General features: G+C 58.7%; 16 protein-coding genes and 1 pseudogene. 8 read left to right on the forward strand and 9 right to left on the reverse strand.

Features of this window, described 5'->3' with window-relative positions; translation table 11 throughout:
• The first annotated feature begins 36 nt into the window (after positions 1-36).
• Complete coding sequence (locus tag FB593_RS22795; protein ID WP_003519261.1) at positions 37-1,710, forward strand: FAD-dependent oxidoreductase; 1,674 nt, start codon at positions 37-39, stop codon at positions 1,708-1,710.
• Positions 1,711-1,806: 96 nt separating this feature from the next.
• Here FB593_RS22795 and FB593_RS22800 read toward each other — a convergent pair whose 3' ends face one another.
• Positions 1,807-2,922, reverse strand: coding sequence for an FAD-dependent monooxygenase (locus tag FB593_RS22800; RefSeq protein ID WP_003519263.1), 1,116 nt, complete (start codon positions 2,920-2,922; stop codon positions 1,807-1,809).
• Positions 2,923-2,932: 10 nt separating this feature from the next.
• Complete coding sequence (locus tag FB593_RS22805) at positions 2,933-4,156, reverse strand: MFS transporter (protein WP_145167015.1); 1,224 nt, start codon at positions 4,154-4,156, stop codon at positions 2,933-2,935.
• Positions 4,157-4,312: 156 nt separating this feature from the next.
• On the opposite strand from FB593_RS22805, the gene FB593_RS22810 reads away from it, so the two are divergent.
• Both FB593_RS22810 and FB593_RS22815 read left to right on the forward strand, forming a co-directional pair.
• Complete coding sequence (locus FB593_RS22810) at positions 4,313-6,598, forward strand: FdhF/YdeP family oxidoreductase (RefSeq protein ID WP_115064512.1); 2,286 nt, start codon at positions 4,313-4,315, stop codon at positions 6,596-6,598.
• A 219-nt stretch (positions 6,599-6,817) separates the two neighbouring features.
• The gene (locus tag FB593_RS22815) at positions 6,818-7,399 is read left to right on the forward strand and encodes a TetR/AcrR family transcriptional regulator (RefSeq protein WP_003519268.1); all 582 of its coding nucleotides are present in this window, start codon (positions 6,818-6,820) and stop codon (positions 7,397-7,399) included.
• A 40-nt stretch (positions 7,400-7,439) separates the two neighbouring features.
• Here the strand turns inward: FB593_RS22815 and FB593_RS22820 are convergent, their stop codons facing one another.
• The 4 genes from FB593_RS22820 to FB593_RS22835 all read right to left on the reverse strand — a co-directional run bounded on the left by FB593_RS22820 (position 7,440) and on the right by FB593_RS22835 (position 11,566).
• Positions 7,440-8,444 (reverse strand): NADP-dependent oxidoreductase, encoded by a 1,005-nt coding sequence (locus tag FB593_RS22820; RefSeq protein WP_003519270.1) that lies wholly within the window; start codon positions 8,442-8,444, stop codon positions 7,440-7,442.
• Positions 8,445-8,555: 111 nt separating this feature from the next.
• Positions 8,556-9,380: an oxidoreductase gene (locus FB593_RS22825; RefSeq protein ID WP_003519271.1), complete on the reverse strand. Its 825-nt coding sequence runs from the start codon at positions 9,378-9,380 to the stop codon at positions 8,556-8,558.
• Positions 9,381-9,634: 254 nt separating this feature from the next.
• The gene (locus FB593_RS22830; protein WP_003519272.1) at positions 9,635-10,729 is read right to left on the reverse strand and encodes an alkene reductase; all 1,095 of its coding nucleotides are present in this window, start codon (positions 10,727-10,729) and stop codon (positions 9,635-9,637) included.
• Positions 10,730-10,777: 48 nt separating this feature from the next.
• Complete coding sequence (locus FB593_RS22835; RefSeq protein WP_003519273.1) at positions 10,778-11,566, reverse strand: SDR family NAD(P)-dependent oxidoreductase; 789 nt, start codon at positions 11,564-11,566, stop codon at positions 10,778-10,780.
• A gap of 112 nt (positions 11,567-11,678) precedes the next feature.
• Here FB593_RS22835 and FB593_RS22840 point away from each other — a divergent pair, with 112 nt between their 5' ends.
• Positions 11,679-12,227: a TetR/AcrR family transcriptional regulator gene (locus FB593_RS22840; protein WP_003519274.1), complete on the forward strand. Its 549-nt coding sequence runs from the start codon at positions 11,679-11,681 to the stop codon at positions 12,225-12,227.
• 48 nt (positions 12,228-12,275) lie between these two features.
• Here FB593_RS22840 and FB593_RS27890 read toward each other — a convergent pair.
• The 3 genes and pseudogenes from FB593_RS27890 to FB593_RS22850 form a co-directional block, all read right to left on the reverse strand.
• Positions 12,276-12,425 (reverse strand): annotated as a pseudogene (locus FB593_RS27890) (IS3 family transposase); the annotation flags it as partial.
• A gap of 172 nt (positions 12,426-12,597) precedes the next feature.
• On the reverse strand, positions 12,598-15,708 hold the full coding sequence (locus tag FB593_RS22845) for an efflux RND transporter permease subunit (RefSeq protein ID WP_111801726.1): 3,111 nt from the start codon (positions 15,706-15,708) through the stop codon (positions 12,598-12,600).
• Positions 15,708-16,820, reverse strand: a complete 1,113-nt coding sequence (locus FB593_RS22850) for an efflux RND transporter periplasmic adaptor subunit (protein ID WP_111802152.1) — start codon at positions 16,818-16,820, stop codon at positions 15,708-15,710. The genes FB593_RS22845 and FB593_RS22850 overlap by 1 nt, the downstream gene beginning before the upstream one ends.
• A gap of 98 nt (positions 16,821-16,918) precedes the next feature.
• Between FB593_RS22850 and FB593_RS22855 the strand changes: the two genes are divergently transcribed.
• From FB593_RS22855 to FB593_RS22870, 4 genes are all read left to right on the forward strand, one after another.
• Positions 16,919-17,506 carry a TetR/AcrR family transcriptional regulator gene (locus tag FB593_RS22855; protein ID WP_003519277.1) on the forward strand — a complete coding sequence of 196 codons (588 nt, stop codon included), beginning with the start codon at positions 16,919-16,921 and terminating at the stop codon, positions 17,504-17,506.
• Positions 17,507-17,670: 164 nt separating this feature from the next.
• Positions 17,671-18,954: a beta-ketoacyl-ACP synthase II gene (gene fabF, locus FB593_RS22860; protein ID WP_025595181.1), complete on the forward strand. Its 1,284-nt coding sequence runs from the start codon at positions 17,671-17,673 to the stop codon at positions 18,952-18,954.
• A gap of 57 nt (positions 18,955-19,011) precedes the next feature.
• Positions 19,012-20,016, forward strand: a complete 1,005-nt coding sequence (gene ftsZ, locus FB593_RS22865) for a cell division protein FtsZ (protein WP_013762144.1) — start codon at positions 19,012-19,014, stop codon at positions 20,014-20,016.
• A gap of 103 nt (positions 20,017-20,119) precedes the next feature.
• Positions 20,120-20,338, forward strand: coding sequence for a hypothetical protein (locus tag FB593_RS22870; RefSeq protein ID WP_236735685.1), 219 nt, complete (start codon positions 20,120-20,122; stop codon positions 20,336-20,338).
• The last annotated feature ends 259 nt before the right edge of the window (positions 20,339-20,597 follow it).

Below are 20,597 nucleotides of genomic sequence, written 5' to 3' on the forward strand. Positions count from 1 at the left end.
TGACCTGCGGACGACATTTCCAGCTGGAGGTAACAGATGGCAGATCTCAGCGCGCGCCTGGACCAGATGTTTCCGGTGCTCAACCCCCATCAGGTCGAGACGGCCAAGCGTTTTGCCAGCGGCGAGCCAAAATATTTCGCTCGTGGTGACTTCGTCTACAAGGTAGGAGACCACGCAGCGCCCGCCTGGCTGGTGCTGAAGGGATCGATGGACGTGTTTCGCCACGAAGGTCTTTCCGGCGAGGCGCCGATCACGACGCATGGAGCAGGCCAGTTGTCTGGCGAAGTCAACCAGCTGTCGGGTCGACCGACACTTGCCGGGGCCCGCGCCGGGTCCGAGGGCTGCACGGCCATTCCCTTTGATGCCGCCCATTTGCGGGCCTTGGTGATCGGATCGGCCGATGTCGGCGAAATCATCATGCGCGCCTTCATCCTGCGCCGCGTCGGTCTGATCGATGCAGGCGCAGGTTCTGTTCTGATTGGAACCGCTGGCAATGCCGCGCTCTCGCGTCTGCAAGGATTTCTAGCCCGCAATGCCTTTCCCCACATCGTACTTGATGCTGCCATGGAGGGTGAAGGTAAGGCGCTGATCGAACGCCTGGGTATTCTCGCCTCCGACCTTCCGCTAATGGTCTGCCCCAACGGCACCGTGCTCAAGAAACCGACAGATGCGGAGGCCGCAGCATGTCTCGGCATGACGCCGGACCTCAAGCCCGGAAAGCTCTATGACGTAGCTGTTGTCGGCGCTGGACCGGCGGGCCTTGCCACCGCCGTCTATGCCGCTTCGGAAGGGCTCGACGTCCTTGTCATCGATGAACACTCGATTGGGGGGCAGGCCGGCGCTTCGTCTCGGATCGAAAACTATCTCGGCTTCCCGACGGGCATATCCGGACAGGCGTTGGCGGGACGTGCCTACAATCAGGCTCTCAAGTTCGGGGCGGAAATGGTTCTTCCCGTCGCTGTCAAAAATCTGATCCCTCCGAAAGATGACGCAGGTGTGCTGGCGCTCGAACTCGACGGTGGAAAATCGGTGACGGCCCGCAGTGTCGTCATCGCATCCGGCGCTCGCTACAGGCGACCGGACATCACCAACATTGACGGTTTCGAGGGCAACGGCGTTTCCTATTGGGCCTCGCCGATCGAGGCAAAACTTTGCGCCGGCGAAGAGATCGTCCTGGTTGGCGGCGGCAATTCGGCAGGCCAGGCCATCGTTTTTCTGGCGCCTCAGGTCAAGACACTTCATCTGGTCGTGCGGCGCGCACTCGAAGATACGATGTCGCAATATCTGATCGACCGTATCAAGGCCCTGCCGAACGTCCAACTGCACATGCATTGCGAAGTGGACGCGATCAATGGCGATAACGCCACTGGCATCTCCTCCGCAAGACTGCGCAACCGCCTGGATGGAAGCGTGAACACCTTGCCGCTTCATCATCTCTTCCTTTTTATCGGCGCGGATCCGAACGCTGGCTGGATCAGCAGCCGGGTGCAAACCGATGACAAGGGCTTCATCGTCACTGGGCAATCCTTCGATGAGCATTGTCGTTTTTCCCGCAAGCCATTGCCCCTCGAAACCAGCCTGCCGAATGTCTTTGCCATCGGGGATGTCCGTGCCGGATCGACCAAGCGGGTCGCGGCAGCAGTGGGGGAAGGTGCCGCCGTCGTCTCGCAAATCCACGCCGCACTAAGCCTGATAAAGCCCCCAAACTGAAGCATCCGACCTTTCTCAAAATCAAAAACCCGCTGGCAGAAGCCAGCGGGTTAAAAATATCGTTCTTGAGTACCGTGACAGACAGCCGGTCGATACTCAGATAGCCGACGCACCGAGTTGCCGGCCATAAGCAACGATTTCTCGGCCAACCGCGATGCGCTCATCCTCGAACCGCTGCAAGGCACTGGGAAGGTCAACCTCGGACTCCAGGCTGTCGCTCAACGCCATGACATCGCCCGCTGCCTTCGACACGCCCATCGCGGTGTGCGGACGCGCGACAAAGGCGGCGTCGCCGATGAGGACGACCGAACGGCCCGTCATGCGGGGCGACTCGTAGTCGAAAATGCCCTGGATAGAGGGGCTTGGCTCCGCCTCGACCGCCTGGGCGAATTGCGGCGGAAGCATCTGCAGCGCATCGACGCGCAACGCCTCCAGATGGTCGCTCGACAAGCCACCACGCGGCAGCGAAAATGCATGCGTTCGCCCATCTAGATCGGTGAACGTGTGGGCAAGTTCGCTTGCTGGCACTTTGCGATACCAGACCCAGTTATATCGGCGATTGCCGATGTCCATTTCGCCCTTCGAGCCCGGGACAAGATAACCGAGCGCATGTACGCCGGGCCTGACATGAAAGGCAAACCGGTCGAGAAGCAGATTAGCTGCCGTTGGAAGCCTCGTTTCCGGGATCAATCCACGCCATGCGACATAGCCGGAATAGCGGTTTTGCGTGTCTCCGAGATTGACCGCTGCGCGCACCACCGAACCAAGGCCATCGGCACCGATAACCAGATCGACATTCACCCGCGTGCCGTCACCAAAAATCAGCTCCGCGCCACTCTCGCCATCCAGCACTTTGACGACATCCCGACCCAGCACATAGCTTCCTGAAGCGATGCGAGAAGCGACAGTTTCGAACAGGTAGTCCCAGGAGATCTGGGTCTGGGGCGCCTTAACGGTCTGGGCGATAACGCCATCCTGATCGAGATAGATGCGTTCCTTAGCCACCACGCCGATACGGGCGACATGCTCGCAGCCAATCAGCCGGAGAATGTGCAGCAGGTCCCTCTGACCGACGAGGCCCGCTCCCCGACCTGCAAGACCGCTCTTCGATCGCTCGTAGATGCGGACATCGTGGCCAGCCTGTTGTAACATGATGCCAGCGAAGAGGCCGGCAAGCGAACCGCCGACGATTCCTATGCGTAGTTTTTCCATCGTTCCGCCCTCAGTTTCCGACAACCGTCAGCGAATGCCGGCGATGATGAAATATTTTAACCGCGAAGGCTGCGAGGCCAAACGCCGCGCCGAGAAGGCTGACGACGAGCCAGTCGCCCTGCCCCCAGGCCAGTGTCGCCATCGCCGAACCTGTGGCACCCCCCAGAAACATTCCAGTCATGAAGACCGTGTTGAGACGGCTACGCGCATCGGCATCCAGGGCATAAATGATGTGCTGGTTAGAAATCAGCGCGCTCTGTATGCCGAAATCAAGCACGATGACGCCCACAACCAAGGAAGCGATCGATGCCCAGAGGCCGAAGATAAGCCAGGCGGCGATCGTCAATCCGGCGCCCATCCAGACCACGAAATGCGGTCCCCGTCTGTCGGCAACAACTCCTGCCAGAGGCGCTGCAAATATGCCGACCGCACCGACGATCCCAAACAGACCCGCGACATCCGCACCGAGCTGAAATTCTGGCCCCGCCAGATAGAGAGCGAGGATGGTCCAGAAGGCCGTGAACGACGCGAACAGAAACGCCTGGATGATGGTCGCTGCCCTCAAGGCCGGGTGGCGTTTCCATAGCTGGCCGAGCGACCGGAGCGCCTGATGATATCGCAAAGTCGAGGTTGGCCGATGATGCGGCAGGACCGCAAACATGAGGCCCGCGGCGAGCAGGGCAAGCGGTACGCCGATCCAGAACATTTCCCGCCAGCCGGCGTGTTCGCCCACAAAGCCCGAGAGGGTGCGGCTGAACAATATGCCCGACAATACGCCTGCCATGACGGTGCCGATTGTGGCGCCGCGCTTTTCGGGCGCGGCCAGCGATGCCGCAAAGGGCACGATCTGCTGGGCGACTGTCGAGCATGCTCCAACCATGACCGATGCTGCAACCAGCATCCAGGCCGTCGGCGCCAGTGCAGCCAGCGCGAGCGCGGCGGCAAGCACCACGAATTGCCCAATGATCATCCGGCGGCGATTAACGAGGTCGCCGAGCGGCAGTAAAAGGAACAACCCCAGTGCGTAACCGAGTTGCGTTGCGGTGGGCACCATGCCGGTAACTGGCTGCCGACTGAAATCCGCCTCGATGAGCCCGAGCATCGGCTGATTGTAGTAGATGTTTGCGACGGCAATACCGCCCGCGACGGCCATGGCCAGAAGCGCCACTTGTCCGATCGCATCATTGTGGGTGGCGCTTGCCGCCCCGGCTTGCATCTGTCTTGTCTTTTCCATGATACTGTTCCACCGCCAATCTTGATCTGGGCAAAATATGCTCAATCTCGTTGGCCGCACATTCGATAGACGTCTACCTGGACCTATACATCGGTCTAGGTTCGTACTGATGCGTTCGATGCTAGATTTATTGAAACACGCTGAAGGGAGACTGTGATGAGCGAGAAGCGGCCGGATGGGATAGAGCATTATACAGCGCCAGCAGGTGGCTGGGGCGCACTAAAAGCCGTTGCCAAAACCCTTGCTCACCAGCAGATCATCGCCGAGGGCGCGGCGACATTGTTAAAGGCAAACCAGCCCGAAGGCTTCGATTGTCCCGGCTGCGCCTGGCCCGATCCGAAGCACACAAGTTCGTTTGAGTTCTGCGAGAACGGAGCAAAAGCGATCACCTGGGAATCGACGGCCAAGCGGGTTGGCCCCGATTTCTTTGCCGCTCATTCGGTGACTGATCTCTGGCAATGGACCGACCACAAGCTTGAAGATCAGGGGCGCCTGACGCATCCGCTGATTTATGATCATGCCAGTGACCGCTACGTGCCGATCGAATGGGATGCCGCATTCGCGCGTATTGCCTCGGAGTTGAACGCCCTTCCCAGCCCTCATATGGCCGAGTTCTACACGTCCGGTCGTGCCTCCAACGAAGCGGCGTTTCTCTTTCAGCTCTTCGTTCGCGCCTATGGCACCAACAATTTCCCCGACTGTTCCAACATGTGCCACGAAGCCACCAGCGTCGGTCTGCCCCTGTCGATCGGTGTCGGCAAGGGCACTGTAACGCTGGAGGATTTCGATCATGCCGACGCGATCTTTTCGTTCGGGCACAATCCCGGCACCAACCATCCGCGCATGATGACGACATTACATGAGGCCTCCCGCAGGGGTGTGCCGATCGTCGTCTTTAATCCACTCAAGGAGCGGGCGCTGGAGCGGTTTGCAGCCCCCCAGGATCCGATCGAAATGGCGACGATGTCATCCACGCCGATCGCATCTGCCTATCATCAGGTTCGTACCGGCGGCGATCTTGCCGCACTCAAGGGCATGATGAAGCGCATCTTCGAGCGCGACGCGGCCGATATCGAAGCTGGCGGACCCGGCGTCATCGACCGCGATTTCATCGCGGCGCATACGATTGGCCTCGAAGCCCTGCAAGCCGATGTAGATCAGACGCAATGGCCGGAGATTATCGAGAAATCCGGCCTCTCACTGGAAGCACTCGATAGCGCCGTGGATGTCTACCTCAAGGCGAAAAACGTCATTCTCTGTTATGGCATGGGCATCACACAGCATGCCCATGGCACGGCCAATGTGCAGCAACTCGCCAATTTCCTGATGCTGCGCGGCAATATAGGCCGGCCAGGCGCCGGTATCTGTCCCCTGCGCGGCCATTCCAACGTTCAGGGCGACCGAACCGTCGGCATCACTGAAATTCCCAATGAGGCTCTTCTTGCTGGCATGGAGAAAGCCTTCGGTTTCCGCCCGTCTGGTGAAAAGGGCCATAATGCCGTGGAGGCAATCGAGGCCATCATTGAGGGCAGGTCGAAAGCGTTGGTGTGTCTTGGTGGCAATCTTGCTGTCGCCATGTCCGATCCTGAAGCGACGTTCGCGGGCATGCGGAAACTCGATATGGCCGTTCATCTTGCGACAAAGCTCAATCGCTCGCATCTGCTGCTGGCAAAGACATCGATCCTCCTGCCGGTTCTGGGCCGAACGGATCTGGATATTCAGGCGACAGGGCGCCAATCCGTCACGGTAGAGGATTCCATGTCGATGGTGCACGCGTCGCGCGGTTTCCTCAAACCGCCAAGCGATGAGTTGCGCTCGGAACCCTGGATCGTTGCCGGCATGGCCAAGGCGACGCTAGGTAACCGGCACGACATCGACTGGGACGGCATGGCCGGCGACTATGAGCAGATCCGCGACAAGATCGAAATCGTATTTCCCGATTTTCATGATTTCAATACGCGCGTGAAAACGCCCGGAGGCTTCCGGCTCACTGTCGCGGCTTCTGATCGTGTGTGGAATACGCCGTCCGGCAAGGCCGAATTTCTCGTCGCACCGGGCCTTGATGAGGACACACGCTTGCACGACCCCGAAGCCCTTTTGCTGACCACCTTGCGCAGTCATGACCAGTACAACACCACCATATACAGCCTCGACGACCGCTACCGTGGTGTCTACGGCCGCCGCGACGTCATCTTCATGAACCAGCGGGACCTTGAAACGCGGGGACTAAGAGACGGAGACCTCATCGATGTCGAAGCAATTTGCGGGAGTGGCGCCAAAACCGCTACCGGATTTACCGCCGTTGCCTACAATATTCCGCCCGGCTCGGTAGCAGGTTATTACCCCGAAATGAACCAGGTCATTGCCCTCGCAGACTACGACAGGAAATCCGGGACCCCAGCATATAAGGGCGTTCCAGTGAGGATACGCCGATCCACGTAACCGAGCTTTATTTTACCAAACAATCCGGGCCAGCTTCCCAGAAACAGAAGCTTCGTTGCAGCCAGCGACAAGATGTCGGCGGCGAAGGACGGAAAATTAGGTAGCCGATACGACGTGTTCCTTGTGTTGAGCGCATTATTAATGATAAGCGTCAGCAATACTCTCAATCCATGATAATATCCAACATCATGGAGACGGCGCCGTCGAAAGGGTTCTGACATGCGGATCACCAAGGAAAAGAAGCAGGAAAATCATGACCGGATTGTTGCGATTGCATCCGGGATGTTTCGCGAACGAGGGTTCGATGGCGTTGGCGTGGCTGACCTGATGGAGGGTGCGGGCCTGACCCATGGTGGATTTTACAACCACTTCGTCTCGAAGGAGGCGCTCATAGCAGAAACCTCCGCCAAAGGGTTTTCCGAAACGTTGGCACGCTATGCCGGGTATGATTTGGGCGAGATGATCGACGCCTACATCTCGCGCACGCATCGTGATGCGCGTGGCCAAGGCTGCACGGCCGCTGCACTGAGCGGGGAAGCAGCGCGGCTGCCAAACGAAACCAGAGCTGTTTTCGGCGAAGGCATCGAGCGCCTTGTTGACGCACTGGAGAGCAATCTTGCGGCGAACCAGCCCGCCGGCTCAAATGCCCGCACGCAAGCCATCAGCATTATGGCGCAAGCTGTCGGGGCCATCGTGCTATCGCGGGCCTGCCCGGACGCATCGGCCCTGGCGGATGAAATTCTCGATATTTGCCGCGCCGATTGCCGGGCCTCTGTCGAAAATGGCGGGCGGGAGCAATAGGGCCGCAGCCATGCGGCCCCATCTCCTGCAAAATACGAACTCAGTCTGCGACCTTCACAACGACCTTGCCCCTGGCGCGCCCGGTCTCTACATGGGCCAAGGCCTCCGCCGTCTGAGCAAAGGGAAATACCTTGTCCACGACCGGACGGATCACGCCGGCGTCGATCAGCTTGGCGATCTGGGCAAGTTGTTGCCCTTCCGCGCGCATAAACAGGAAGGAATACAAGACGCCCCGGCTTTTCGCCTTCTTCAGCACGCCCCGGCTCAGCATCCGTACCACCAAGCGCAGGAACAGGTTCAGCCCCAGAGATCTGGCAAAGGGAACATCCGGCGGCCCCGAGATCGATATCAACCGACCACCCGGTTTCAGAACATTCAGCGACTTGGCCAGCGTCTTGGCATCCTGACTGTTCAGCACCAGATCATAACCGGATAGCACCTGTTCGAAATCCTGCGTCCTGTAGTCGATCACCACATCGGCGCCGAGGCTTTTGACCAGGTCAATATTCGCGGCACTGGTCGTGGTGGCCACCGTGGCGCCGAGATGCTTGGCAAGCTGGATGGCAAAGGTCCCAACCCCTCCGGAACCAGCCTGAATGAACACTTTCTGGCCGGGCTTGACCTTGCCGACCTCCACCAGCGCCTGCCAGGCGGTCAGTCCAACCAGCGGTATGGATGCAGCCTGCTCCATCGAAAGGCTCGCGGGCTTCAGCGCTACATCGGCGGCGTCAATTGCGATGAACTCTGCAAAGGTACCAGCCCGGTGATCCCTCGGACGGGCGTAAACCTCGTCCCCAGCCTTGAATTGCCGCACATTCGCGCCCACGCTTACAACCGTTCCGGCTAGATCGTGACCCAGAATAAAGGGCGGGCGATAGGGCAGGAACAGCTTGAACTCGCCGTCCCTTACCTTGGAATCCAGAAGGTTGATCGCCGTGGCCTGAATGCGAACCAGAACATCATTCGCGCCCATCCGGGGCTCGGGCATGTCTGCCAGACGCAAGGCGCCCTTCTTTTTGTATTTGTCGACAACGAAGGCTTTCACGGACGTTCTCCAGTGTAAAAATATTATCGGCTCAGATGGCTAAAAAAGCCAAGGCTTTCAGCGCGAACTGAGCATGTTGTTGGAAGGCCCTGCCGTGGCCGTCATTCTCGCTCACGCGATGTTGAATTGCTTGCGCAAGGTTCGATCAAACAGCGCGCGCGGCAGGAAACGCCGGGCAAACGAGGTCTGCCGGGCCGCCTTGCCGGAGGGGTAGCGCAACCGCGGCGCCTTGTCCTGCGCCGCCATCAGGATGGTGGCCGCAACATCATCCGCCGTGTCGCCGGTCGCCATGGCCAAGTCAAACGCCGTGCGGTATCTGGCCAGTGTCTGGCCATAGGCTGCAACCGGACGGTCGCCTTGCGGAGAGTTGGCCTCGATCGAAGTTTTCGTTGCCCAAGGCTCGATCACGGCGACACGGATGCCGAACTGGCGAACCTCATGGTCCAGCGATTCCGAATAGCCCTCAATGGCGTGCTTGCTGGCCGAGTAATAGGCTCCAAAAGGACCGGGTATTAAGCCCAGGACAGAGCCGATGTTCAATATCCTGCCATAGCCCTGTTGGCGCATCATCGGCAACACGGCATTGGTCACCCGAACGACACCCAGAAAATTGGTTTCGAACAGCGAACGAACCTGATCCACCGAGCTTTCTTCGGCCGCCCCGGACAGGGCGTAACCGGCATTGTTGACCAGAAGGTCGATACGGCCAAGTTCCTGATGCGCCAGCGCCACGGCATCCGAGACAGACAAATCGGAAGTCACGTCACAAGCAATCATCCGAATGCCATCACGTATCTCGCCAGGTGCGGCCTTACGACTCGTGCCAATCACCCGGTAGCCTGCCCGGGCCAGAGCCGTGGCGGCCGCCTTGCCAATCCCACTGGAAGCCCCGGTCACAAAGGCAGTCTTCTGTCTTTTAGTAGCAAACGTCGCCATAGCGTCTTTCTCTCTTTTCGGTATCACCATGGATTGCCGCCAAGGCATATGGTTTTACGACACTAATTTTATGATGATTTCCGTCATCATTGATGATTTTTAATGATATATATCATCATTAAAGTCAAGCGTGACTTTCAGACGGCGAGGGAAAGGGTAACCCTTCAGTGTCGGGACCCGGCACCAATCCGCAACGGATCAGGCACAGCACACTGATTTGATGGGGCCGCACCAGCGAGCGACCCCAAAAGTAGTCAACGCCCGGCAGCTGCCGCCAAAGAGGGGTAATCGATATAACCCGCAGCACCGCCACCGTAGAGCGTAGCCGGGTTTATCTCTGCCAACGGCGCATCGCTTTTCAATCGTTCAACCAAATCGGGATTGGCAATGAACGGCCGGCCGAAGGCGATCAGATCCGCCAGGCCCTCGGTAAGATGCGAAGTCGCCAGTTCGAGGTCATAGCCGTTGTTGGCGATATAGGTCTTGCTGAAGCGACGGCGCAATGATCCGAAGTCGAATGGCGCGACATCGCGCCGCCCACCTGTGGCACCCTCGACGACATGAATGTACACGATGCCAAGGGCTTCGAGCTGATCGACGATGTAATCGAACTGCGCCTGCGGATCAGTACTCGAAATGCCATTGGCGGGCGAGACCGGCGAGATGCGGATGCCGGTGCGTGCAGCGCCGATTTCCTGGACAACCGCGGCCGTGACTTCCAGCATGAGGCGCGCACGGTTTTCGACAGAGCCGCCATAGGCGTCTGTGCGAACATTGGCACCGTCCTTGGCGAACTGATCAAGCAGATAGCCGTTGGCCCCGTGGATCTCGACACCATCGAAACCAGCCTCGATGGCGTTGGCTGCTGCCTGACGGAAATCGTCGACGATCCCAGGAAGCTCTTCCAGTTCAAGGGCACGGGGTTGCGAAACGTCCACGAAGGCATTGTTGACGAACGTCTTTGTCTCGGCGCGGATGGCTGAAGGGGCAACCGGCGCTGCGCCGTTCGGCTGGAGATCAACATGGCTGATGCGACCGACGTGCCAGAGCTGGAGGAATATATGGCCACCCTTCTCGTGCACCGCACTGGTGACCTTGCGCCAGCCTTCGATCTGCGCCTGGGTATAGATACCGGGCGTGTCCTGGTATCCCTGCCCCTGCTGTGATATTTGCGTGGCCTCGGAAATGATGAGCCCGGCAGAAGCACGCTGGCCGTAATATTCAGCCGTCAGGTCACCTGCGACAAAGCCCGAACCGGCGCGATTGCGCGTCAGGGGCGCCATGACGATCCGGTTGGAAAGCGTCAAGGAGCCGAGCGTATAGGGTTCGAAAAGCGTCTTTTTAGTCATGATTTACCTATGTGTTGCCGCCGCAGCGGTATGGGTTGCGCGGTCTGCTCAAGCGACGGTGCGGTACCGTTCGGCTGGCAGCGCATTGCCGAAGTTGGCCAGCATGGTCTTGCGCGCAGCTTCAAAGGCTTCCCACTGACCGGCATCGGGAAGCGGCGGGATGGTCACCGGCTCGCGACGGTCGAAGCCGACCAGAGCCGCATCCACAAGATCGCCCACCTCCATGACGTTGTTCAGTGCATTGACGTCGGCGCCGACATGGTCCCAGATTTCGGTTCGAGTCGTGGCGGGAAGAACAGCCTGAACGTAGACGCCCTTCGGTCCAAGCTCGAGGCTAAGCCCCTGAGACAGGAAGAGGACAAAGGCCTTGGTTGCGCCGTAGACCGTCATGCCGAACTCCGGCGCCAGACCAACCACGGAGCCGATGTTGACGATTGCACCCTCACCTTTCTTGACGAGTCGAGGAGCAATTGCGCTGGCAAGGCGAACGAGTGCAGTCGAGTTGAGTGCAACAAGCCGGGCCATGTCGTCGGTGCTCTGCTCGATGAACGTTCCACCGATGGCCGTTCCGGCATTATTGACGAGGATGCCGATGCTGTCATCGTCGCGCAGTCTCGTCTCTACTTTCGCAAGATCGGCGAGTTGCGTGAGATCCGCCTGGACGATGTCTATGGCCACGCCGGTTTCCTGTCGCAGACGGCTTGCAACGGCCTCCATTCGCGCCACGTCACGGGCGACCAGCACGAGATCGTGGCCGCGCCGCGCAAACCGATCGGCATAGGTTGCACCAATACCGGTGGAGGCGCCGGTGATGAGGACTGCAGGATTTGTGCTCATAGGATTGCTCTTTTCTGTGATGGAACCTATATTCATGACAATCGTCATGATTGGATTTAAATATGATAGACATCATGTAAATGTCAACGACCATGTTGGGAGAATTGTGAAAATGAAGGTCAGCCGAGAACAGATGGCGGAAAACCGTCGCCGGATTCTGGATGTCGCCAGCCGGCTGTTTCGCGACAAGGGGTTCGATGCCGTCAGCGTTGCGGAGGTGATGAAGGCAGCCGGTCTTACTCACGGCGGCTTTTATGGACATTTCAGTTCAAAAGACGATCTGGTCGCGGAGACCCTTGCCCACGCCCTTGCTTCAGATAGCGTCGGAGGAGGCAATTTCAGCGATTTCGTCAAATCCTATCTTGCGCCTCGCCATCGCGACAACGCTGCCGGTGGCTGCCCAACCGCCGGTCTCGCTGCAGCAATTCGCCACCAGACGCCGCCGGCGCGCTCCGCCATGACAGAAGGCCTTCGTGCGCAGATCAGCCGGATCGAAAGGGCACTCCCGCAACTGGACCCGGCAGATCGCCGGCGCACAGCGATAGGAAGCTGGGCGGCCATGGTTGGGGCGGTCATACTCGCCCGGGCAATCGACGATCCGGAACTATCGGACGAGATTCTGGAACAGACGCACGCATGGATCGATAACAGCATCAGTTAGTCCGCAAAAAACGACGACGCGTACCGGCATGACCCTCCCACGGAACCTTCATCCAAATGCGATTGGAGGTTCTGCGTTTTTCAACATTCCATTTGGCGCGGTGTGGCAAATCGGTGGGAAAGCGAAGCTTTGATCTCCCGCAGCATTGGAGCCGGGCGCAGTGATGATCCCGGCATAGGCTGCCGGGGTCTGGTATCCGTGCTACTAGTCCGGGCGGAAGATCGGTCCGGATGTGGATAAGATGGAAAATCCCAGCCTTTCAACGGTGCTCGGCCAGATGGTGTGAGGCCACGCATTGTTCGGCTCCTGCTGCCCTTAAATGCCGCCGTCACATCACGCTTCAGGTTTGAGCCGGCACGCATGGACGCCCCTACTCTGCCGCGAGCGCCAGTGGCTGCCCTACGTGCTCGACCGTCTCTTTTTCGGCACCCGCCTTGGGTGGCTTGATCCGGAACCAGACAGCATAGAGAGCCGGAAGGAAGAGCAGGATCATCACCGTGCCTGCTGCCGTTCCACCGATCAGGGTATAGGCCATCGACCCCCAAAATACTGAGTGGGTCAGAGGTATGAACGCCAGGATCGCCGCGAGAGCCGTCAGGATCACGGGTCGTGTCCGCTGCACTGTCGCTTCGATAACGGCATGATAGTCATCAAGCCCCGCCGCCTGGTTCTCCTTGATTTGCTCTGTCAGGATAAGCGTGTTGCGCATCAGGATACCCGCCAGTCCGATCAAGCCGAGAATGGCGTTGAAGCCGAAAGGCTGATTGAACAGGAGCAGGGTCGGAACCACCCCGGCAAGACCAAGCGGCGCTGTCAGCATCACCATTGTCATTGTCGAGAGACTGCGAACCTGCAGAATGATGACGATCAGCATGGCAGCAATCATCACCGGGAAAACCTGAGCGAGTGCCGTATTCGCCTTGAGAGACTCCTCGATGTTGCCGCCCATCTCGATACGATATCCAACGGGAAGCGACGCGATGAGTGGCTGCAGAGCTTTCATAACCTGTTGGGAAACCTCCGGAGGCTGCGTCGCCTCGTTGATATCAGACCTGATCGTGATGACAGGCGTGCGGTCACGACGCTTCAGGATAGGTTCTTCAAACCGGATTTCGGAGTGCCCGAGTTGATCCAGCGGAACCTGACGGCCATCCCTGCTCATCAGAGAGAAATCGGCAAGACGTGACGGATCGAGGCGGTTTTCGCCAGCACTGCGAGCGACGACGGGCACGTTGCGGATATTGTCGCGCACCTGCGTAACGGGGATGCCGGAGAGCAGCATCTGCAATTGCTGGGCTGCCTCCGATGGAGAAAGACCAATCAGATTGAGCCGCTCCTGGTCGGGCACAAATCGCAGAACGGGTGTTCGGTTGCCCCAGTCACGGTTGGCTTGGCGAACATCGGGGATAGTCTTCATGATCGCCAGAGCCTGCTCAGAAATCCTGTAGAGTTCATCCTGATCGGGACCCATGATCCGGAACTCGACCGGGAACGGCGTGTAAGGACCAAACACAAGCTGGGTGACGCGGACGGACGCTTCAGGAACAAGACCCTCCGAAATAGCTGCACGAAGGCGATGCTTCAGTTCTTCACGTGCGTGGGCATCGGGTGTGAGCACGACGACCTTGGCGAAGGCAGGGTCAGGTAGTTCCGGTGCCATGGCAAAGAAGAACCGGGGTGCGCCCTGCCCTACGTACGACGTGACGATATTGGTCTCAGGCTGAGTTTGCAGCCAGTCCTCGACTTTCTTCACCGCAGATGCCGTCGCCTCGATGCTTGTGCCCTCGGGCATGCGCACCTCAACCAGCACCTCAGGCCGATCCGATGTCGGGAAAAACTGTTGTTTCACGCCGCCCATTCCAACGACCGAAACGGCCATGGAAATGCCGACCACGGCGCAGACCATGAACTTATGGCGGACAGCGAACTCGATGACGGAGCGCAGACGGCGATAATTCGGCGTGTCATAGATGGCGTGATGACCGCCCTCGACCGGCTTGATGTTGGGCAACATCTTCACACCGAGATAGGGCGTGAAGGTGACGGCGACGATCCAGGATACGATGAGCGCAAAGCCCACGACCCAGAAGATGTTACCGGCATATTCGCCTGCGGTCGACTTGGCAAAACCCACGGGCATCAGCCCGATGATCGTGACCAGCGTGCCGGACAGCATCGGCGCTGCCGTATGGCTCCAGGCATAGGCGGCCGCCTTGATGCGGTCCATGCCCTCCTCCATCTTCACCACCATCACTTCGATGGCAATGATGGCATCGTCAACTAGAAGGCCAAGCGCGAGGATCAAAGCGCCAAGCGTGATGCGGTCGAAGAAGCGCCCGGTCTCCAGCATGATGAGAAAGACCACCGCAAGGGTGAGTGGCACAGCAAGAGCGACAACAATACCAACGCGCCAGCCAAGTGCCACCAGACTGACAAACAGAACCACGCCAAGCGCCATCGCGAACTTGAGCATGAACTCGCCGACGGCTTCATCGATGTTGACGGCCTGGTCGCTGACTTTGGTAAGCGTCATCCCCAGCGGCAACGTTTGCGCAATGGCGGCAGAGCGAGCCTCAAGCGCCTTGCCGAGATCAAGACCGTTCCATCCCGCCTGCATCACCGCACCCAGCATGATTGTCGGTTCACCTTCGTGGCGGATGATATACGTGGCGGGATCCTGATAACCGCGTCGCACCTCTGCAAGATCGGAGAGCTTCAGGGTTCGTCCAGCAGCAACGATCGGCGTGTCGGCAATCGCCTGCACACTGTTGTAAGCTCCGTCGAAGCGGATAAAGACCTGTGGGCCTCGTGTGTCGATTGAACCCGCAGGCGTGACCGTGTTCTGTCGCTGCAACGCAGAAGCGATATCCTGCGCGGATATGCCGAGTGTAGCGAGCTTCGCATAGGAGAACTCGACGAAAATCTGCTCGGGGCGCTCACCGACGATGTTGATTTTCTTGACGCCAGGCACGTGCAGGAGGTCCTGGCGGATGACTTCCGCTTGCCGAACGAGATCGCGCATCGGCATTCCCTTTGCCTTCAGTGCATAGAGGCCGAAACTCACGTCAGAATATTCGTCGTTGACGAATGGGCCCATGACGCCCGGCGGGAGATTGCGGGCTTCGTCGCCAAGCTTCTTGCGCGCCTGATAGAACTCTTCTGCAACCGCACTTGCCGGCGTGTTATCCTTGAGGGTGACGGTCAGGAAAGCGTAACCTGGCCTCGTTGTGGTCTCGACGCGGTCGTACCAGGTCAGTTCCTGAATACGTTTCTCAAGCGGCTCGGCGACGAGGTCCTGCATTTCTCGCGCCGTTGCACCCGGCCAGACTGACGTGACCGTCAATGTCTTGATGGTGAAGGACGGATCCTCGGCGCGCCCCAGCTTGACGAAAGCGTAGACGCCGGCTGCGGCCAGCAGCACGATAAAGAACAAGGTGATAGCACGTTCGCGAACCGCGATGGCTGACAGGTTGAAGCGCATTAGTTTTTCACCTCTTGGCTCGAGGCAATCCTGACGGTCGCACCATCGTCGAGAAGATGCGCGCCGAGGGCAACGACCTGCTCCCCGGTCCCGATCCCCGTGACAAATGCCGTCTCCTCGCCAATCTGCTGAACTTTAATCGGGGTGAACTTCACCTTTGACGTGGCGCCGTCGACGACCCACACGCCTGTGCGATTACCGTCGTCCAGAATGGCGCCGACGGGCACGGTGACTTCCGACTGGCGTTCGGCATCCGGTGTTCTGATTGTTACAGTGGCGCCAAGCGGTGCTGAGGCCGCATCACCCTCAAGAATGTAACGCGCTTCATAGGTTCTCGTTTGAGGATCAGCCGAATCGGAGATTTGTCGCAGTCTGGCGTTTCCACTAAGCCCGTCGCTTCCATAAACACTGGCCTGTGCTTCCGATCCCACCTTAGGTCGCAGTGTCTCAGGCAGCCAGACGACCGCCTCGCGAGGGCCCGCCTTTGCGAGTTGAACAACCGTCTGGCCGGCGGCGACCACTTGTCCCGGATCACCGAGAGTTTCGACGACCGTTCCATCCGAGTCAGCAACAAGAGTGGTGTAGGTTGCCGCATTCTCGGCAACCTCCGCTTCGGCCTCGGCCGCCGCAAGCTGTGCCGTCGCTGTATCGAGAGCCGCCTTTGCCTGTTCATAACGCTGGGGCGTGGCCGCCAGGCCATTCTTGACCAGTGCCGCATAGCGCTTCTCATCGGCTTCCGCCTGAAGCAGAATAGCACGCGCTGATATGACCGAATTCCGCTTTGCTGTCAGTGCAAGCTGAAGATCGGTCTCATCAATGCGCATCAGCGGTTGGCCCTGTTTGACCTGCTGACCGACATCGACCAGCCGCTCCACGATTTTACCGGGAACGCGAAATCCGAGATTGCTTTGAACGCGCGATGCGACCGTCCCGGTGAATGACCGATCGGCCCTGCCGGTCCTTTTCGCCTCCGCAATCCTTACCAGTGGTGAAGCCGTCCTTGGGTCTGCGACCTCGGCTTCCCGTTTTGGGGTTTCAGAAACGAGGAAAAAGGCGGCGGCCCCAGCCGCTGCGACAAGACCCACGACAGTCAGGACATGTTTGCGTTTCATTGTAAGTTCTCTTCTTGACCAGCGGTGCAAATGATTTAGATTGCGATCTAAATCTATGTGCGCTATAAATGTCAAACGAAATCTAACCGGAGGTCGATATGAGAGTGAGCCGGGCACAAGCCGAGGAAAATCGGGAGACGGTGATCAACGTTGCCAGCCGTCTGTTTCGCGAGCACGGATTCGATGGCATTGGCCTGAAAGATTTGATGAAGGGTGCAGGACTCACCCAAGGCGGGTTCTACAAGCAATTTGCATCGAAGGACGATCTTGCAGCCCAGGCTTCGAGGCGCGCGATGGAAAGCGCTACACGCAGATGGTCTGAAGCGGCTGCGGACAGTTCCGATCCTCTCGAAGCAGTGATGGCGTTCTATCTGTCCAAGGACCACCGTGGAGAAAAGGCAGAAGGCTGCCCCCTGGTGGCACTGGGGTCGGACGCTACTCGGCAGAGTGAAGAAGTCAGGCGTCCATTCGAGGATGGGATACGCGCTCACTTCGAGGTGCTCAATGAACTGCTTGATGACACCAGAAGCTCCAATCCCAGCGGCAAAGCGATGGCGATCCTGTCTCTCATGGTCGGCGCCGTTACCCTGTCGCGGATCATGGAAGACGAGAATACGTCTCAAGGAATCCTCGACGCAGCGGCGGAGGAAATCAGGCGCATCGCAGGCGCTGATCATGCGGCCTGAGGATCGCGCTCGGTAGCTAGGGAAAACAAAAGCCAAACGCAGTCGCCGCGTCGGGTTCGGGCGGATGCGATTTAGGCACTGCATATCCGGAGAACAGGCCCTGACCGCACCGTCGGTCGGGATGCCGAAGGCATGCCAATTTAAACGAAGAACAGGTGTAAAACATGCGTCGTATCGTTGTCACAGGAATGGGAGCTGTCAGTCCCCTTGGAGCGAATGTCGGTATCTCCTGGTCGCGCCTGCTCGCGGGTCGAAGTGGCATTCGACGGCTGGGTGACGACGTGGTGGCGGACCTTCCATCGAAAATCGGGGGCATTGTCCCCTCATTGATGGAAGATCCCGAGGGCGGCTTCGATCCCGACACCATTGTGGCTCCGAAGGACCAACGCAAGGTCGACCGTTTTATCATATTTGCACTGGCAGCCGCGGAAGAAGCGCTTGCACAAGCAAACTGGAAGCCGACCTCGAATGAGGAACGGCTGAGGACCGCGACGATTATCGCGTCCGGTATAGGCGGCTTTCCTGCGATAACCGAAGCGGTCCGCACCGTCGATCAACGCGGTGTCCGTCGCCTTTCGCCCTTCACCATACCGTCGTTCCTGGTCAATCTCGCAGCCGGGCATGTCTCAATCCGTCATGGCTTCAAAGGCCCTCTCGGTGCACCGGTAACCGCGTGCGCCGCCGGCGTTCAGGCAATTGGCGATGCTGCGAGGCTTATTCGGTCAAATGAAGCCGAAATTGCGATATGCGGCGGAACAGAAGCCTGCATGAACATCGTCAGCCTCGGGGGTTTTGCAGCCGCCAGATCTCTGTCGACTGCTTTCAACGAAACACCAGACAAGGCATCGCGCCCCTTCGACACATCACGCGATGGCTTCGTCATGGGCGAAGGAGCGGGCATGCTTGTCATTGAATCCCTGAGCCATGCGCTTGCTCGCGGCGCTACACCAATTGCCGAACTCGTCGGATACGGCACGACAGCCGACGCTCATCACATCACGTCAGGACCAGAAGACGGGAACGGTGCCAAAAGAGCCATGGAGATCGCCATTGCGCAGGCAGGCATTTCCCCCCGCGAAATAGGTCATCTGAATGCCCACGCCACCTCGACCCCGGTCGGAGACCTCGGCGAAATCAGGGCCATCAAAAGTATCTTTGGTTCCGAGAAGACTGTCGCTGTCAGCGGGACGAAGTCAGCAACAGGACACCTACTTGGCGCGGCTGGAGGATTGGAAGCAATCTTCACCATTCTAGCACTCCAGCATCAGATTGCGCCGCCAACTCTCAACCTGAATGCTCCGGATCCGGAAGCCGAAGGCATCGATTTTGTGGCGAACCACGCGCGCCAATTAGACGCTGAATTCGCAATATCCAATGGTTTCGGTTTTGGCGGTGTCAATGCGAGCGCAGTGTTCCGGCGGTGGCCGAAGGCAAACGGCGCTGGCTGAGGATCAGCGTCGCGCCACCACACGCTGAAACTGTTTTCGCTTGGGACTTGAACGTCAATGAACCAGACCTTGGGCACGACACCGGACATACTGCACCTCAAACCGAGGATTGCCGTTATAGGCGTCGGCGGCGGTGGTGGTAATGCGGTCAACAACATGATGGCGCAGAAGCTGCAAGGGGTAGAATTCATTGCAGCAAACACCGATGCGCAAGCTCTCTCCATGTCTAAAGCCCCACGAGTTGTTCAACTCGGCCTGATCGCGACTGGCGGGCTTGGGGCCGGATCACTCGCCGAGATCGGACAAGCGGCGGCCGAAGAAACGATCGACGAAATCATGGACCATCTGACCGGGATGCATATGTGTTTCGTGACCGCGGGCATGGGGGGCGGCACTGGAACGGGCGCCGCGCCTGTTATAGCTCGAGCTGCGCGGAAGGCCGGAATACTGACGGTCGGCGTGGTAACCATGCCATTCGCATTTGAGGGCATACATCGAATGCGAATGGCCCAACACGGGGTAGAGTGTCTAGCCGAAAGCGCGGATGCCGTGATCGTGATCCCAAATCAGAACCTTTTCCGGGTGGCAGATGCCACAACGACGTTTGCTGAGGCTTTCGAAATGGCGGATCGGGTTCTTTATGCAGGCGTCAGCTCCGTCGTCGATCTGATTGTCAGGGAAGGGCTTATCAATCTCGATTTCGCCGACCTAAGGTCAGTGATGCGCGGTATGGGCCGAGCTGTGATGGGCACGGGAGAAGCGGCAGGCGAAGGCCGTGCAAGAGCTGCCGCCGAAGCAGCGATTGCTAATCCGCTTTTTGACGACACATCGGTCAAAGGTGCCAAAGGGCTCCTCGTCTCGATTTCCGGTGGACCGGACATGACGCTGTTCGATGTGGACGAAGCAGCCACGCGCGTGCGCGAAGAGGTCGACGCTAACGCCGATGTCGTGATCGGCGCGACGTTCGACGATGCGCTTGCGGGTCGACTGAAAGTGTCCGTTGTCGCGAGCGGATTGCGGCAACCGGCAGAGGTGACCTTTCTTGCGGAGCGCACGGGGTGAGCCTGCTCCTTTGCACCCTCGAGCGAGCATGTCCTTGAAGACTTGAGAGTGCCTGCGTGTCTGCTACCGCCCGGCCCAAGATAGGGCGACATAGAAAATTCCAGTGAAATCGATCGAGAGAAAACAGCACATGCTGAAGCACTTCTTAGAAAAATGGCGTCTATGGGAAGAAGCATTCCTCGGTATCGATGATTTGCAGGGGGACTATCTCCTCTCCTTGGAAGAGCGCGTGGCTCGGCTCGAGGCAGCTACGGAGGCGCTAGATAGAAAACGCCTGCCTGCGACCTTGCCCAAATCTGCCGAAACAACGCCACGTCGGTGACGCGGAAACCCTGATCACAAAGTGAATGCCGCTCTGAGCGCTTGAAGTGCTTGTTCCGGCTCGTGTTTTACAAAGGCCTAGCTGCACGCTACCAGAGCCCCACGTGGCTGTACCACCAGCAAGTCATTTGCGGTATCCAAGGCCCTAAACGCAAAGTGCCCTCGGGGATGGGAGGGCTTTGTTGTTGATAGTCTTGAAGATATTGGTTGCGGGGGCAGGATTTGAACCTGCGGCCTTCAGGTTATGAGCCTGACGAGCT

This window comes from Rhizobium sp. SJZ105 (assembly GCF_007828365.1).
GTDB lineage: Bacteria > Pseudomonadota > Alphaproteobacteria > Rhizobiales > Rhizobiaceae > Agrobacterium > Agrobacterium tumefaciens.

Coding starts and splice junctions, on each gene's coding strand:
- FB593_RS22795 (WP_003519261.1), top strand. CDS start 37: ATGGCAGATCTCAGCGCGCGCCTGGACCAGATGTTTCCGGTGCTCAAC.
- FB593_RS22800 (WP_003519263.1), bottom strand. CDS start 2,922: ATGGAAAAACTACGCATAGGAATCGTCGGCGGTTCGCTTGCCGGCCTC.
- FB593_RS22805 (WP_145167015.1), bottom strand. CDS start 4,156: ATGGAAAAGACAAGACAGATGCAAGCCGGGGCGGCAAGCGCCACCCAC.
- FB593_RS22810 (WP_115064512.1), top strand. CDS start 4,313: ATGAGCGAGAAGCGGCCGGATGGGATAGAGCATTATACAGCGCCAGCA.
- FB593_RS22815 (WP_003519268.1), top strand. CDS start 6,818: ATGCGGATCACCAAGGAAAAGAAGCAGGAAAATCATGACCGGATTGTT.
- FB593_RS22825 (WP_003519271.1), bottom strand. CDS start 9,380: ATGGCGACGTTTGCTACTAAAAGACAGAAGACTGCCTTTGTGACCGGG.
- FB593_RS22830 (WP_003519272.1), bottom strand. CDS start 10,729: ATGACTAAAAAGACGCTTTTCGAACCCTATACGCTCGGCTCCTTGACG.
- FB593_RS22835 (WP_003519273.1), bottom strand. CDS start 11,566: ATGAGCACAAATCCTGCAGTCCTCATCACCGGCGCCTCCACCGGTATT.
- FB593_RS22840 (WP_003519274.1), top strand. CDS start 11,679: ATGAAGGTCAGCCGAGAACAGATGGCGGAAAACCGTCGCCGGATTCTG.
- FB593_RS22845 (WP_111801726.1), bottom strand. CDS start 15,708: ATGCGCTTCAACCTGTCAGCCATCGCGGTTCGCGAACGTGCTATCACC.
- FB593_RS22850 (WP_111802152.1), bottom strand. CDS start 16,820: ATGAAACGCAAACATGTCCTGACTGTCGTGGGTCTTGTCGCAGCGGCT.
- FB593_RS22855 (WP_003519277.1), top strand. CDS start 16,919: ATGAGAGTGAGCCGGGCACAAGCCGAGGAAAATCGGGAGACGGTGATC.
- fabF (WP_025595181.1), top strand. CDS start 17,671: ATGCGTCGTATCGTTGTCACAGGAATGGGAGCTGTCAGTCCCCTTGGA.
- ftsZ (WP_013762144.1), top strand. CDS start 19,012: ATGAACCAGACCTTGGGCACGACACCGGACATACTGCACCTCAAACCG.